Below are 15,256 nucleotides of genomic sequence, written 5' to 3'. Positions count from 1 at the left end.
CGTCAGGGATCTTGGCGCCGCGACTCCGCCAGTGAACCGAGGGCCAGGACGCCGTGCTGGAGTCCCTCACGGAACGTCGTGCGCTGGCCCGGGCTCAGGTCGGCGAGCAGCTCCCGCTCGACCTCCCCCACCGCGGGCGCGCAGCCGGCGAGCAGGGCCCGCCCGGTGCCGGTGAGGCTGGCCAGCAGGACGCGCTTGTTGTCCGGCTTGGGCGTCCGCTCGATCAGGCCGCGCTTCTCCAGCGCCAGCACCATCTCGTGCATCGTCTGCGGCCGCAGGAACGACCGGCGCGCGAGCTGGGCCGACGACAGCGGGCCGCTCGCCTCCAGCACGGTGAGCGCGGTGTACTGCAGCGTGGTGAGCCCGAGCTCCCTCAGGGCGTCGTCCAGCAGCGCCCGGATGGCCAGCTCCAGCCGCTTGACCAGGTACAGGGTCAACGGCGCGCCGGTGGCGGGCTGCTCCGCGGAGGTGCTCACGCGCCCATCATGACACCTCGGGGCGGTGCCGGCCGGACGCTATGCTGCGATCATGGACCACGGTCGGCAGGCCCGCGTGCGCCAGGCGTTCGACACCTTCTTCGCGGCACCCGGGCCGGCGCCCGCGGACCAGGTTCTCGACCTGTTCCGCCGGACCGCGGACACCGTGCCCGCGTACCGGAAGTTCCTGGGGGACCACGGGATCACGCCGGAGTCGGTGACGACGCTCGAGGACTTCCGGCGGCTGCCGCTGGTCGACAAGGCGGGCTACCACCGGAAGTACCCGCTGCCCGAGCTGTGCCGCGACGGCACGTTCGCCGGCCTCGACATGATCGCCGTCTCCTCCGGCTCCAGCGGGCACCCGACCATCTGGCCGCGCGCGCTGGAAGACGAGCTGCACGTCGCCCGCCGGTTCGAGCAGGTCATGGTCGACGGCTTCCACGCCGACGAGCGCAGCACCCTCGCCGTCGTCTGCTTCCCGCTCGGCACCTGGGTCGGCGGCCTGTTCACGACGGCGTGCGTGCGCCACCTCGCGGCCAAGGGCAGCCCGATCACCGTCGTGGCGCCGGGCAACAACAAGGCCGAGATCCTGCGGGTGCTGCCCGAGCTGGCGCCGCACTTCGAGCAGGTCGTGCTGCTCGGCTACCCGCCGTTCGTCAAGGACGTCGTCGACACCGGTGTGGCCGAGGGCGTCGACTGGCCCGCGTACGCGATCAAGCTCGTGCTGGCGGGCGAGGTGTTCAGCGAGCAGTGGCGTGACCTCGTCGCGCAGCGGGCCGGGGTCGCCGACCCGGTCCGCGACATCGCGTCGCTCTACGGCACCGCCGACGCCGGCGTGCTCGGCACCGAAACCCCGGTCTCGGTGGGCATCCGCCGGTTCTTCGCCGACCGGCCCGAGCTGGCGCGCGAGGTCTTCGGCGACGCGCGGCTCCCGACGCTGGTGCAGTACGACCCGGCGAGCCGGTTCTTCGAGGTGCACGAGGGCACGCTGGTCTTCACCGCGGACGGCGGGATCCCGCTGATCCGCTACCACATCGCCGACGACGGCGGGGTCCTGCCGCACGCCGACCTGCTCGCCTACTGCGCCCAGCACGGCTTCACCCCGCCCGAGGGCCCGGACCTGCCGTTCGTGTACGTCTTCGGCCGGTCGCTGTTCACGGTGTCGTTCTTCGGCGCGAACGTCTACCCGGAGAACGTCACGGTCGGGCTGGAGCAGCCGGGCATCAGCGCCACGGTGACGGGCAAGTTCGTCATCGAGTCGGTGGAGGACGAAGACCGCGACCGCCGGCTGCGCATCACGGTCGAGACGGCCCCGGGCGCGACGGCGGACGCGGGCCGCATCGCGGAGTCGGTGCGCGAGCAGCTGCTGCGGCTCAACAGCGAGTACGCGCACTACGTCCCGGCCGAGCGGCAGCTGCCGGACGTCGTCCTGCGCCCGGCGGGCGACCCGGAGTACTTCCCGGTCGGGGTGAAGCACCGCTACACGCGGCCGTCCTAGGGTTTGACGAGCTTGCGGAACCGTTCGCGGCGTTCATCGGATGACGAGCCGTCGGCGATGTCGTCGTCGAACCACGAACACAGCGCGCCCCACAGGTCCGCGCGGGCCGCGAAGTCGTCCTGGGTCTGCTCGACTTCGGCGATGTCGGCCACCAGCTGGTCGAGGCGCAGGTCGCAGAGGCGGACGTACTCGCGGACGACGATGTTCGCGTCCATGCCCGTCCGGCCCTTCGCGCCCGCCGCGCCGCGCAGCTGGGCGTGCAGGCGTTCCTCGTTGTACAGCGGGAAACCGCTGATGGCGCCCGGGTAGGCGCAGTCGGCCGACCACTCGCGGAACGCGCTGATCGCCTGGTACCGCGTGTACCAGTCCTGCTTCCCGGTGGCCAGGTCCGCCAGCCGGCGCCACGCGTCGCGATCGGTGGCGCGCCAGCGGTCGAGCACCCGGCCGTCCTGGACCGGGGCGGGGTCGAGGGCCCGCAGCCGCCAGAAGTGCGCGCGGCAGCTGGCGATCTCGCAGACGAGCTGGCGGACGTAGCTGACCTGTTCCCAGACGTGCGCGCGCTGCGGGCGCAGCGGCGCGGCGCGGTCCGGCGAGAAGGTGACCATCTCGAACACGCGGAACAGCTCGTGCCCGCGCAACGCGGCGAGGTCGGGGTCCTCCCCCATCACCCACGACCGGCGCTCGGGCAACCGTCCACTGTGGCTGATCGTGGCGGCGTGGTAGAGCTCGCGGACGGCGCGGCGGGCCACCTCGTCGCGCGTTTCCCCGGTCAGGCGCGGGTTCCGGGCGCGGTCACGCAGGTCGCGCTCACCCCGCGGGCCGACTTCGAGCATCGCGACGGCGTACACGCTCGCCGCGTTGTAGCACTCTTCCCACGACTTGCGCGGCCCGGCGGCTTCGACGGTGTCGTCGAGCGCCTGCGGATCCGGGGGCCAGCGCCGGTCCGGGCAGACGTCGGCCAGCTTGACGCGGCTGCCGGGGTAGGCCGGGCGGGGTTCGGGGACGGCGCCGGACATCGGCTCGACGTCCGCCATCGCCCGCCGCAGCACCGCCCAGACCAGCGAGAGGTCGAGCGCGCGGTTGGTGAGCTGCTCCCAGCTGCGGCGCCAGCGCCTGCCGAAGTTCCGGTAGTCCGCGACGAGCCGCTCGATCTCGTACTGCGACAGCGCGCAGAAGTACGACCGCATCTCGGCGGCGCGCTGGTTGTACTCCGCCAGCTGCTCGAGCGTCGCGTCCTGGACGACCAGCTCCGGCACCGACACGCGCATCACGCGCCGGTGGAGTTCGAGCCGCTTCTCCCGCGGGATCGCGTACGGCCGGGTCCGGACGTCGAGCTCGACGTAGCGGCGGAACCGCAGCTCCAGCGCGGCCCGCAGTTCCGCGCGGCGCAGCGCCCGGGCGTCACCGGGGACGCCCGCGGTGGTCCGGCGGACCCACCACGAGCCGGCGACCGAGTCGCCGTGGCCGAGGACCAGTGCGTGCCGGTAGCGGGCGATCAGCAGGGCGACGTCGCGGCTGCGGCCGGCGTGGCGCGGCTGGCGGGCGAAGTCCTCGCCGATCCACCACCGGGCCAGCTTCGGCTTTCCCCTGCTGCACAGGGTGATCACGTCGTCGTAGGTGGCGAGCGCGTCGAGGTGCAGGTCCAGCTGCTCCTGCAGGGCGGCGATCTCGAGTCTGATGTAGACGTTCGACGGGTCGAGGCTGAGCGCGCGGTAGTACTCGGCGAGGGCTTCGTCGTAGCGGCGGTAGGTGATGAAGTGGTTGGCGCGCTGGTAGGCGTCGAACAGCTCGTACGGGATCTTCGCGTCGCGCCAGGCGGCCCAGTGGATGTTCGTGCGGACGTAGGCGCTGCGCGGGATGACGAGCGCGGCGACGGCGTTGGCCGCGCGGTGCAGCACGCGCGGCCAGCTCTCGTCCTCGATCACCAGCGGGCTGGCGGCGAAGCGCGGGCACCGCACGAGCTCCAGGATCAGCTGGTAGCGGCCGGAGGTGTTGCCGGGCCGGACGGTGCCGGTGACGGTGAACGCGGCGGGCGGCTGCGCGAGCCGGATCAGCTTGGTCGCGGCCTTCCACCAGCCGTCCGCGGACTCACCGGCGTTCTCGACGATCTGGATGAAGTCGTAGGAACCGCCGACGCCCGGCACGGAAGTCGGGGTGTAGAGCCGCGAATCGTTCAGGATCCGCTTGAAGGCGGCGGTCAGCTCGACGGCGGAGTCGATCTCGCGGTCGTGGCTGGCGTCCGGCCGCTCGTCGGCGAAGAGGCGGATGTCGATCTGGTTGGCCCGGAACGCCGCGGCTTCGAGCCGGGCCTTGCCGGTGAAGTACAGCGTCAGCACGGCCGAGATGACGACCACCGACGTCTGCAGGACGGTCCAGGTGATGACGCTCGCGACCTTCGGGTCGCGGATGAACGTCAGCTCCTGGAAGAAGGGAAGGTACGGCACGATCGCGAAACCGGCCGCGACGAGGCCCGCCGTCACCGCCGCGAGCCACCACCTGATCCGGTGCGCTTCCGGAAGTTCCGCTTGATCGAACCCGCCGTGTCGTTGCCCGGCCACCCGTCGACCACCCCCTCGTGTCAGATTACTCGCCCAGGGGGTGCGTTTCGTTACGGCCCGTGATCTGCGATTTCCGCGATGGCCGCGGCGTGGCACCGTCTCATCGGGACGCCGACGCGTGGTCCGCCACCAGCTCGTCCAGCCGCCGTCGTGCCGCGGCCACCCGCGCCGGATCCGGGCCGGTCAGCTCCGCCCGTGACGGCAGCACCGCGGTCAGGCCCCAGGCGCGGCCGCGGGCCCACGTCGCGTCGTCGACGTCGAGGGCCTTGCGGAACTCCGCGCGGCCGTCGGCGGACAGGACCGACCACGCGGCGATCAGGTCGCACGCCGGGTCGCCCACCGCCAGGGTGCCGAAGTCGATCACCGCGCTCAGGCGGCCGTTGCGGGACAGCAGGTTCGCCGGGGCCGGGTCGCCGTGGACCCAGACCGGCGCGCCCTCCCACGGCGCCACCGCGCGGGCCGTTTCCCAGACCGCCGCCACCGCATCGAGGTCGACCAGGCCCGCCAGGGCTTCGATGCGCGGTGCCAGCCGGGCCGGCGCGATCGCCGAGTCGCGTTCGTCGGTCGTCGAGACGCCGCGGAAGCCGTTGCTCCACTGCGGCGGCGGGCCGCCGGTGGCGTCCGCGCCGCGCAACGCCGTGAAGAACGCGGCGAGGTCGGCCGCGACGCCGTCGACGCGGTCCGGGTCGACGGCTTCGCCCGGCAGCCAGCGGTAGACCGACCACGGGAACGGGTAGCCCGCGTCCGGTTTCCCCTCGGCCAGCGGGACCGGGACCGGGAAAGGCAGGTGCGGCGCCAGTTTCGGCAGCCACTCCTGTTCGCGTGTCACCTGCCCGGTCCACCGCGCGAACCGCGGCAGCCGCACCGACATGTCCGGCCCGAGGCGGTAGGTCGCGTTGTCGACGCCCTGGGCCGGTGCCGGCTCCACCGCGAGTCCCGCCCAGCGCGGGAACTGCGTCTCGACGAGGCGGCGGACCACGGCGGCCGTGATCGTCGCTTCGGCCGAGGAAAGATCACCGGTGACCACGAAGGACGTCCCCCATTCGGCATGCCCGGCCGGGGTATGGCGGGCACGGCCGATCACAGCGGGTACCCGTGCGCCCTGTCCAGCGAATTTGGCGGCAGTGGTTCACGAAGATCGAGTGCAGTACGATGGGGATTAACGGCTGAGCCGGGCTTCACGGCTCTCCGCAGCCCCGAGGAAAGGTGTGCCGCGATGGTTCCCGAACCACGACCGGCCGACCACGAACTCGCCACCGCCTGGGTGGACGCCCACGGCAGGCTCTCGATCGACGTCCACCACCCCCGGCCGCGCACCGTGCTCGTGCGGGTGGCCGGCGAGATCGACCTGAGCACCGCGCGCAAGCTCGACGAGGTGCTGCAGGCCCGCGTGGCCCCGGAGATCGACGAGGTGATCGTCGACCTCGGCGACATCACGTTCTTCTCCGTCGCCGGGCTGAACTCGCTCATGCGGGCCCGGCTCCTCGCCGACACCGCGGGCGCCCGCCTCACGATCGACGCCGAGGGCTCGCGCGCCGTCCGGCGGCTGTTCGCCCTGCTGCCGACGGAAAGCCTCTCGTCCGCCCGGTGAGTCACTCCTCGATCGCACCGCCGACGGCCCGCAGGTGCGCGCGGAAGGTGAGCGCCGGGTCCGTTTCCCGCGCGGCGAGGAAGTCCGCGAACCGGACCTGCTCCCGCAGCGACTCCCCCGCCCGGATCCGGTCGGCCTGACGGCGTTCGGTGTCGCGGATCCCTTCGGCGAGGGTGAACAGCTCGTCCGCCCGCTCCGCTGGGACGAACAGAACGCCGTCGTCGTCGCCCAGCACCAGGTCCGACGGCCCGATCCGCCACACACCGACGATCGCCTCGGCCAGCCCGCCCTCGACGCGGGGCCCGAGGCTCAGCGGCCCGGTCGGGAGCGAGCCGAGGCTGAACACGGGCAGGCCGATCTCGCGGATGTCGGCGGTGTCGCGGTGCAGGCCCCAGATCACCACCCCGGCGAGCCCGGCGGCGCGCGCTTCGAGGACCACGAGGTCACCGACGCAGCTTTCGTCGACGCGGCCGCCGTTGTCGACGACCAGCACGCCACCGGGGACGGCCTGCTCGAACGCCTCCAGGAAGACGTCGACGCTGCCGACGTGCCGGGCCGGGACCGCCGGCCCGAGCAGGCGGCTGCCCGGCACCACCGCGCGGGTCGGCGCGGGGGCGCAGCGCACGGGCAGCCCGGCGCGGACGCAGGCGTCCGCGAGGTGGGCGGTGGTCAGCGTCGCGAAGCGCTGCCTGAGATCGTCCATTCCCTGACCCTAATCAGCGAACGGCGCGCTCAGCCACGGGTTTCCGCGGTCAGCCAGGCCAGGTAGGCCGCGCTGCCGCCCTCGATCGGCGTGGCGATCACCTCGGGCAGGTCGTAGCGGTGCAGCTGCGCGATCCGCGAGGTGAGCGCGGCCACCCGGTCGGCCGTCGTCTTGATCTCGACGCGCCACTCCTGATCGGTCTGGACCGCGCCTTCCCAGCGGTAGACGCTGGTCACCGGCCCGACGATCTGCGCACACGCCCCCAGCCGCGCCTCGATCGCCTGCGCGGCCAGCTCACGAGCCGCCGCCTCGGAGTCGGTCGTGGTCGTCACGATCACGTGCTCTGCCACCATGCCCGCGAGGCTACCGGCGCCGGCTCATCGCCAGTGCGCCGAGCAGCGGCCCGAGGGCGGCACCGGGACCGCGGCACGCCAGCCGATCGGCCTGGGTCGGTTCGCGTGATCGGCACGCCGACACGCGTGATTACAGGGTCGACACGCGTGATTGCAGGGACGACACGCCGCCCGGCCCGGAGCCTGGGCGCGGAGGCCTGGGCGCGGAGGCCTGGGCGCGGGCCGTGCCCCCCGACGGTGCACGGCCCGCGTCCCTTCCGGACTCCCCCTGGCTCAGGGCGTGGGCTTCGCGCTCGTGGTGGTCGTCCAGCTGGTGGTCGTCGTCGGGGTGGTGGTGTGCGTCGGCGTTGTGGTCCGCGGTGGGGTCTTGCGGTGCGTCGTGGCCGGCGGGTTCGTGTGCGGCGGGGCCACCGTCGCGTGGGTCGTCTCCGGGGTGTCCGACGGCGACGGGATGCTGACCAGCGTCGGTGTGTCGCTCGTCGATGCCGGCGCCGACGTCGGGTCGCCGGCCGAGCCGCCACCGCCCGAGCTGCTCACCGCCACGGCCACCCCGCCGATCGCCACCACCGTGACCGCGCACAGCCCGATCACGACTCCGCGGCGCGATGCGCGACGTCCCGGGCTCGCGCCTTCGCCCTTGCCGCGGCCTAGCGACGGCGGGGGCGCGCCCACACCGGGGGTGGCCATCGCGCGCGTCTCCTCGCGCGGTGCGGGCGCCCGCCGGGCGTCGGGTCGCGCCGGGACACCGGCGGGCGGCGTCCGCGGCACCGCGAGGCCGTTCGGCGGCGTGCGCGGTGCCGGCGGCCGGGGCACCCCGGGGAGCGGCAGCTGGGCCTGCGTCGCCTGCACCAGGCCGGACCGGCCGGACGCCAGCGCCGCGGCGCCGAGCGCGACGCCGTACTTCGGGTGGATGTCGACCGCGGTCGGGCGGCCCAGCTCGGCCGACACCAGCTGCGACACCAGCGGGATCCGCGACGAGCCGCCGACGAGCAGCACCGCGCCGAGGTCGGCGGGCTGGAGGTTCGCCGAGCGCAGCGCGCGGTGCAGTGAACCGATCGTCGCGGTGATCGACGGGCGGATCATCTCCTCGAATTCACCACGTGTGAGGCGCACCTCGGTCTGCACCGACGGCAGCAGCACCGGCACGGCCGTCTCGGTGTCTGCGGAGAGGGCTTCCTTGGCCAGCACGCATTCCTGGCGCAGCCGCACCACCGCGGCGACCGCGCCGGGGTCGTCCGGGTCGATCTGCGACAGCTTGCCGTCGAGCGCGCGGTCGACGTGGGCGAACACGGCCTCGTCGAAGTCGACGCCGCCCAAGCCCTCGATGCCCTCGGGGGTGCCGAGGATCTCGAAGCCGCCGCCGCGCTTGCGCAGCACGGTCGCGTCGAACGTGCCGCCGCCGAGGTCGTACACCGCGACGACGGCGCCGTCCTCCAGCCGTTCCTGCGCCGCGTAGTGCGCGGCCGCGGCCTCGGGCTCGGTGATCAGCCCGACGCGGTCGATCCCGGTCAGCTTGGGCACCTGCTCGAACAGCTCCCGCTTGTACGGGCCCCAGTTCGCCGGGTGCGTCAGCGTGATCCGGTCCGGCCGGCCGCCCTGCTGCCCGGCGACCGTCCGCACGACGTGGCCGAGCAGGTGCGCCATCAGCGACGCCACCGAGTGAGGCGCGCCGCCGAGCAGCACCGGCGTCGGGTCGCCGAGGCGCCGCTTGAACTCCCGCGCCACCCGGTCCGGCTCGACGGCCGCCCGCCGGTTCGCCGCGTCGCCGACCAGCACGCTGCCGTCCGCCCGCAGCAGCACCACCGACGGGATGGCCGCCGTGCGGTCGCCGAGCGACACCATCTCGATGTGGCCGGCACTGTCGACGGCGGCGGCCGTGAAGGTCGTGCCGAGGTCGATGCCCAGTCCGTAGCCCATTGTTGTCAGCCTCCGCCGTCCGCGTGCGCATGGTGATCGAAGTGGTGGTGCTCGTCCGCGTCCGGAACCGGCTGCGGTTCCTCGGGCGGTTGCTCGTGGTCCGGCGGGCCGGGTGGCTCCAGCGGCCGCGGGTCGTGCCGGTCGTGCTCGCCGGGTGGTTCCGGTGGCTCGCCGTCCGTGTCCGCCGGCTCCGGCTCGTGGTGGTGGTCCTTCGGCGGCTCGAACGGGTGCTCCTCCCGGGGTTCGGGCCGCGAACCGGTCACTTCCCCGGCGTCGTGGTGCGCCCGCTCGGGCTCGTTCGCGAAGCTCGGCTTCTCCGTCGCGAAGCTCAGCGGCTTCGACGCCGGGTGGTCGGCGAGCGCGGACGACGTCGCCAGCGTCGTCGTCTCGACGGCGACCGGCGCCGCGGCCGGAGCGTCCACTGTGGACGGCTGACGGCCGAACGTGACGACCGGCGCCGACGGCGGCCCGGGCACCGACGGCGCGGGAGCGGTGACCGACGTCGTCACGGACGTCCCGCGGGCCCGGTCGCCGACCGTCTCGGTCTGGTGGATGGTCGGCCCGGCCGGCTCGCCGAAGGGATCCTCGGCGGACGCCTTCTCGTCGGCGGTGATGCCGACCTCGATGCCCGGCGGGCCGGTCTCGGCCGCGTCGAGCACGACCGTCTCCTCCTGGAAGACCTCGATGTCGCCGTGCCCCGGCGCGTCGGGCGTCAGCGCGTAGCTCAGCGAACCCTGGTGCTCGACGCTGATCGTGCCGTCCGGGTTCTCGTGCACCACGACGTCGGCGTCCTGGAAGATGTCGATGTCCGTGTCGCCGGGGGTGCCGTCGCCCGGCACGACCAGGTGCTGGTGGTCGACGTAGACCTCGTCGTGGCCGTGGTTGTGGACGACGAACCGTTCGGTGGCGTCGATGACGAAGTTGCCGAACGCGTCCTCGTGGACGTCGATCTGCTCGAACTCCTCGACCGTGGGCAGGTCCGCCAGCGGCGTGCCGTCGGCGGTCTCCGGGTGCCAGGTCGTGCCGGTCTGCGCCTCGACGGAGCCGTCTTCGCCGCGGGTGACGGTGGTCGTCTCGACGTGCGGCACGTACTCGTGGCCGGACGCTTCTTGCGCCGTCTCGGCCGCGGCCGGTTCCGGCTGCGGCGGCGGCGCGCTCGGCGACCCCGGCGTGAGCGCGTTGCCCAGCACCTCGGAGACGGTGGCGCCGGCGACGGCCGCGACCGCCTTCTTGATCTTCCCTTGCACGTGGTCGTTCACGACAGGACCTCCGCCCGGGCTTCGCTGAGCAGGATTCCCTCGCAGGTCCGCACGAGGACGCGGGCCGCGTCGCGGACGTCGCGGGGTGAGGCCGGGTGCTCGGCGCGCCGCTGCCACCGCAGCAGCTGCGCGCCGAGCGCCTGCCGGATCGCCGCGCGGCCCGCGTCGGTCGGCAGGCCCAGCCGGCTCGGCACGTCCACCCCGGCCGCGCCGAGCAGCCGTTCCGCGTCGCGGGCCTCGTCGGTGGTGAACAGCACGACGCCGAGCCGGATCGAGTCGATCAGCTGGATCTCGGCGAACTCGTGCGCGCCGGCGACGATGCGTTCCCATTCGTGCAGCAGCCCGCCGGCGCGGTCCGGGTAGGCCCGCAGCACCAGTTCCACCGCCTGCAGCGCCGAACGGGCCTTGAGGACGTCGGCCCGCGCGGCGAACTGGGTGGTCAGCAGCTGCCGGAGGCGGTGCAGGCCGCTGCGGGCCAGCAGCTCCCCCGACAGCGCCCGTGCGCCGGTCACCAGGCCGCCGCCGGTCAGCTCGACGGCCAGCCGGACGCCGAAGAGGCCGTAGCGGTTGAGCAGGTCCGCGCGCTGCATCGCCGGAACGTCCACTGTGGACTCCGCCCGGGCGAACCGGTCCGCCGACGTCAGCAGCCGCGCCAGCTCGTCCGGCGGCGCGGCGGCCAGCAGTCCGAACGCGCGGTACTCGGCCTCCTTCAGCGACGCGGCGGAGCCGGCCAGCAGGCCGGCCACCGGCACGACGGTCTGGCAGAGCCCGCGGACGCGGGGGTCCCGGGCGTAGCGGGCGGCGACCTTCGCCGCGGAGTCCAGCGCGTCCGTGCGGGCGTGCCCGACCTCGTCGGCCCGTGACAGCACGCCGATCGTGTTGACCGGGCGCCGTTCGGCTGGGTCGTCGTGGAAGGCCTCCAGGAACCGGACGTCGTCGCCGTGCACGTGCCGCATCAGGTAGATCACGGCGTCCGCGGTGCCGACGCCGTCGCGGTCCGGGACCAGCGCGACCTCGGTGCGCTCGGAGACCGACGGCCGCGCCGAGCCCAGCCCGGGCGTGTCGATCAGCGTCATGGCCCGCAGCGCGGCGGACGGCCAGTCGACGACCAGGCGGTCGACGTCGTCCGGCGCCATGCCGAGCTCGAGGCCGAGGGTGCCGCTGAGCCGGCCGAACGGCAGCTGACGCGGCATCCCGCGGACCGGGTGCAGCATGATCCGGTAGGTCGGGCCGTTGCGGTACCAGGTGACGACGCGGGTGCACTCCCCCGCGTCCGTCGCGGCCAGTTCCTGCCCGACCAGCGCGTTGAGCAGAGTGGACTTCCCGGCCTTGACGCGCCCGGCGATGGCGACGCGCAGCGGCTCGGCCAGCCGGCCGGCGATCTGGCGCAGCGCCGGCTCGGCGGGCGTGCCGGCGTACCCGGCGCACGCGCGGGCGACGAAGCCGCGGACCTGGACGTACAGCGTGGTCATCGCGTCACCGCCGCTACCGGTTTGGGCGTGCTGCGCAGAGTGAGTTCGTCGGCGCGGCGGCCGAGCACCTCGAGGGCTTCGATGTCGGCCTCCAGCCGGTTCAGCTCGCCTGTCTCCGATTCGTCTTCGACCACGGCCTTCTTCGCCGCGGCCAGCGCCTCGGTCAGGGAGCGCTGCAGTTCTTCGACGCGCGCGCTGTAGGCGTCGCGGAGTTCTCGCTGGACGGTCCGCATCGCGTCGCGGGAGTCCTTGCCCACCTGGAGGTTGAACTCGTCGACGAACCGGCGGACCGCGGTCTTGGCCAGGCCGCGGCGTTTCTCGAGCTGCCGCTTGCGCTCGTCGAGGAACCCGGAGCGGCCCATCAGCAGGCCGGCCGCGATGCCGAACGGCGTCGGGATGGCCAGCGCGGCCATCTTCGTGAGCATCGAGAACATCAGGAACCCGCTGTAGGCCTTCTGGAACGCGGCCATCCCGGTGGTGCCGCGGGTCTTGACGCCGGTGAACGACGAGTCGATGTCGATCTCTTCGACCACGGTGACGGGCGCCTGCACCTCGCGCGGCAGCACGGCCTGCGACTCGGCGAGCTCGAAGTGCTCGGCGACCCGGCCGGCCAGGCCGCGGGCCTGCTTGATGAACGTCGCGTAGTTCTCCAGGGTCTCGTTCGCCAGCCGCTGCCGCAGCCATTTCTCGAACTCGGGCCAGTTCTTGGCCGGGTCGCCCTCTTCGATGGCCTCTTCGGCCTCGTGCAGCACACCGCGTGACCGGGCGCGCAGGTCGTAGTCCACATCGGACGAGATGTCGGCGAACCCGTCGAAGAGCAGCTGCTGCCACTTGGAAGACTGGCTGCGCAGCGCGTCGACGCGGTCGTTGACCCGGGTCAGCTCGGCGATGAGCGCGGCGGACTGCTCGGGGTGCGCCAGCGAGGTGCGACGCGACCGCAGCGCGGCGTGCAGCTGGCCGACGGCGGACCCGACGTGCAGGCCGACGGCGTTGAGCGCCGAGCGTTCGGCGTCACCGACCACGCCCTGGAGGTGCTTCACCAGCTGTGGGAAGCCGGACTCGACGTTCATCTCCTGGTCGGCCGAGCGGGCCGCGACGGTTCGCAGCTCCGACGAGACGGCGATGGTGTCGATGGTGATGCCGCAGGCGTCGAGGTGGCCGGCGTTGAGCTCGAGGATCCGGCGCCAGTGCGGGTAGAGGTCGGTTTTGGTGAGGACGAAGAACACCGACGGGCAGAGTTCTTTCACCGTCCGGAGAAACCGCAGCTCGGCGGCGGTCAGCTCCTGCGAGGCATCGGAGAGGAACAGGACGGCGTGCGCCCGCGGTAGCGAGCTGACCGTGACGGCGTTGTGCAGCGAGCCGAGGCCGCCGACGCCGGGCGTGTCGACCAGCACCAGCCCGCCGGAGAGCAGCTGGCGGCTGATCGACGCCGTGACGGACTTGAGCTTGCGGACGTTGCCCGGGTTCCCGGCTTCACTCACGTGGGACGGCAGGTCTTCGAGGGAGATCCGCTCGGTCCACGGCGGCGACGACGGATCGGCCGGCTCGTAGGTCGCCAGGGCCCCGGACTCCGGCGCGAACCGGACGGCCGTCGGCACCGCGGTCGCGATGTCGTCGTCGACCGGGCAGATCTTGGCGGTGAGCAGGGCGTTGATGAGAGAACTCTTGCCCTGCTTGAACTCCCCGACGACGTAGACGGTGATGTCGGGCTCGGACAGCAGGCGCCGGGCGTCGGTGAGGCGCTGGACGAGGTCTTCCCGTCCGTAGGCCTTGGCGCCCTTGACCGCGAGGTCGAGGGTGTCGAGGGCGATGCGCCCCCCGCCGCTCGGCTCCTGCATGACCGCTCCCTTTCCCTCAAGCCGGCTCAGATGTGGTGGTCGACGTCGTGGTGGTGGTGATCGACGTGGTGATCGTGCTGCGCGGCGTCGTGGTGCTGCTCGTGTTCGTGGCTGTGGTGCTCGGTGGCCGCCTGCTCGTTGAACTGGTTGCCGCCGTGGCCGCCCGAGCCCTGCTCGTTCTGGAAGATGTTGCCGTGGCCGCCGGTCGAGGCCTGCTCGTTGAACTGATTGCCGCCGTGGCCCGCGCCCTGCTGGTTCTGGAAGATGTCGCCGCCGCCACCGTGGCCGCCCGTGGAAGCCTGCTCGTTGAACTGGTTGCCCCCGTGGCCACCGGAACCCTGCTCGTTCTGGAAGATGCTGCCGCCGTGACCACCCGTGGAAGCCTGCTCGTTGAACTGGCTCCCACCGTGGCCACCGGAACCCTGCTCGTTCTGGAAGATGCTGCCCGAACCGCCGGTCGAGGCCTGCTCGTTGAACTGGTTGCCCTCGTGGCCGCCCGCGCCCTGCTCGTTCTGGAACACGTCGCCGCCGTGGCCGCCCGTCGACGCCTGCTCGTTGAACTGGTTCCCGCCGTGACCGCCCGAGCCCTGCTCGTTCTGGAAGATGCTGCCCGAACCGCCCGTCGAGGCCTGCTCGTTGAACTGGTTGCCGCCGTGGCCTGAACCCTGCTGGTTCTGGAAGATGCTGCCCGAGCCGCCGGTGGAAGCCTGCTCGTTGAACTGGTTGCCCCCGTGGCCGCCCGCGCCCTGCTCGTTCTGGAACACGTCGCCGCCGTGGCCGCCCGTGGAAGCCTGCTCGTTGAACTGGTTCCCGCCGTGACCGCCGGAACCCTGCTCGTTCTGGAAGATGTCCCCGCGGCCACCGTTGGACGCCTGCTCGTTGAACTGGTTCCCACCGGAACCGCCGGAACCCTGCTCGTTCTGGAAGATCGCGCCGCCGATGCCGCCGCCGGTGGAGGCCTGCTCGTTGAACTGGTCACCGCCGTGCCCGCCCGAGCCCTGCTCGTTCTGGAACACGTCCCCGCCGTGGCCGGCCGAAGCCTGCTCGTTGAACTGGTTGCCACGCCCGGCACCTTGCTCGTTCTGGAAGATGTCCCCGCGGCCACCGTTGGACGCCTGCTCGTTGAACTGGTCGCCCCCGTGCCCACCCGAACCCTGCTCGTTCTGGAAGATGTCCCCACGACCACCGTTCGAGGCCTGCTCGTTGAACTGGTTCCCACCGGAACCGCCCGAACCCTGCTCGTTCTGGAAGATGTCCCCACGACCACCGTTCGAGGCCTGCTCGTTGAACTGGTTCCCACCGGAACCGCCCGAGCCCTGCTCGTTCTGGAAGATGTCCCCACGACCACCGTTCGAGGCCTGCTCGTTGAACTGATCGCCCCCGGAACCGCCCGAACCCTGCTCGTTCTGGAAGATGCTGCCCGAGCCACCGGCCGAGGCCTGCTCGTTGAACTGGTTGGCGCCACCGGAACCCTGCTCGTTCTGGAAAACGTCGCCCGACGAAGTCGTCATCTCGTGCACTCCTGACATTCGGATCGGTGAAGCCCGTGCCCCTCCGTTGTCACCAGTCTTGGGGCGAAGCGGCCGCCGGT

12 protein-coding genes are annotated in these 15,256 nt (G+C 72.6%); 2 read left to right on the top strand and 10 right to left on the bottom strand.

All coding sequences use genetic code 11. The annotated features are described in order from the left end of the window. Positions 1-2 precede the first annotated feature (2 nt). On the bottom strand, positions 3-476 hold the full coding sequence (locus OHS58_RS11200; RefSeq protein ID WP_326953063.1) for a MarR family winged helix-turn-helix transcriptional regulator: 474 nt from the start codon (positions 474-476) through the stop codon (positions 3-5). A gap of 52 nt (positions 477-528) precedes the next feature. Here OHS58_RS11200 and OHS58_RS11195 point away from each other — a divergent pair, with 52 nt between their 5' ends. After that, complete coding sequence (locus OHS58_RS11195; protein ID WP_328648169.1) at positions 529-1,974, top strand: phenylacetate--CoA ligase family protein; 1,446 nt, start codon at positions 529-531, stop codon at positions 1,972-1,974. On the opposite strand, the gene OHS58_RS11190 is transcribed toward OHS58_RS11195, so the two are convergent. Both OHS58_RS11190 and OHS58_RS11185 read right to left on the bottom strand, forming a co-directional pair. After that, positions 1,971-4,532 (bottom strand): hypothetical protein, encoded by a 2,562-nt coding sequence (locus tag OHS58_RS11190; RefSeq protein WP_328648168.1) that lies wholly within the window; start codon positions 4,530-4,532, stop codon positions 1,971-1,973. The genes OHS58_RS11195 and OHS58_RS11190 overlap by 4 nt on opposite strands. A 100-nt stretch (positions 4,533-4,632) precedes the next feature. Next, positions 4,633-5,559 (bottom strand): aminoglycoside phosphotransferase family protein, encoded by a 927-nt coding sequence (locus OHS58_RS11185; protein WP_328648167.1) that lies wholly within the window; start codon positions 5,557-5,559, stop codon positions 4,633-4,635. Between the two features lie 189 nt (positions 5,560-5,748). On the opposite strand from OHS58_RS11185, the gene OHS58_RS11180 reads away from it, so the two are divergent. After that, positions 5,749-6,123, top strand: coding sequence for an STAS domain-containing protein (locus OHS58_RS11180; protein ID WP_326949915.1), 375 nt, complete (start codon positions 5,749-5,751; stop codon positions 6,121-6,123). 1 nt (position 6,124) lies between these two features. On the opposite strand, the gene OHS58_RS11175 is transcribed toward OHS58_RS11180, so the two are convergent. From OHS58_RS11175 to OHS58_RS11145, 7 genes are all read right to left on the bottom strand, one after another. Further along, positions 6,125-6,826, bottom strand: coding sequence for an RraA family protein (locus OHS58_RS11175; protein ID WP_328648166.1), 702 nt, complete (start codon positions 6,824-6,826; stop codon positions 6,125-6,127). A gap of 29 nt (positions 6,827-6,855) precedes the next feature. Further along, positions 6,856-7,179 carry a divalent-cation tolerance protein CutA gene (cutA, locus tag OHS58_RS11170; protein ID WP_326949917.1) on the bottom strand — a complete coding sequence of 108 codons (324 nt, stop codon included), beginning with the start codon at positions 7,177-7,179 and terminating at the stop codon, positions 6,856-6,858. 273 nt (positions 7,180-7,452) lie between these two features. Then, entirely contained in the window at positions 7,453-9,096 is a 1,644-nt protein-coding gene (locus OHS58_RS11165) for an Hsp70 family protein (RefSeq protein ID WP_328648165.1), read from the bottom strand. A 5-nt stretch (positions 9,097-9,101) separates the two neighbouring features. Then, entirely contained in the window at positions 9,102-10,355 is a 1,254-nt protein-coding gene (locus tag OHS58_RS11160) for a hypothetical protein (RefSeq protein WP_328648164.1), read from the bottom strand. Continuing rightward, entirely contained in the window at positions 10,352-11,827 is a 1,476-nt protein-coding gene (locus OHS58_RS11155; RefSeq protein WP_328648163.1) for a dynamin family protein, read from the bottom strand. The genes OHS58_RS11160 and OHS58_RS11155 overlap by 4 nt, the downstream gene beginning before the upstream one ends. Continuing rightward, positions 11,824-13,665: a dynamin family protein gene (locus tag OHS58_RS11150; protein ID WP_326949921.1), complete on the bottom strand. Its 1,842-nt coding sequence runs from the start codon at positions 13,663-13,665 to the stop codon at positions 11,824-11,826. The genes OHS58_RS11155 and OHS58_RS11150 overlap by 4 nt, the downstream gene beginning before the upstream one ends. Before the next feature lie 26 nt (positions 13,666-13,691). Then, a complete protein-coding gene (locus OHS58_RS11145) occupies positions 13,692-15,176 on the bottom strand; it encodes a hypothetical protein (protein WP_328648162.1) in 1,485 nt (494 codons plus the stop codon). Positions 15,177-15,256: the final 80 nt, after the last annotated feature.

Origin of the sequence: Amycolatopsis sp. NBC_00348 (assembly GCF_036114655.1) — a bacterium.
GTDB lineage: Bacteria > Actinomycetota > Actinomycetes > Mycobacteriales > Pseudonocardiaceae > Amycolatopsis.
The sequence above is the reverse complement of the archived record's forward strand: the minus strand, read 5'-3'. Positions and strand labels throughout refer to the sequence as shown.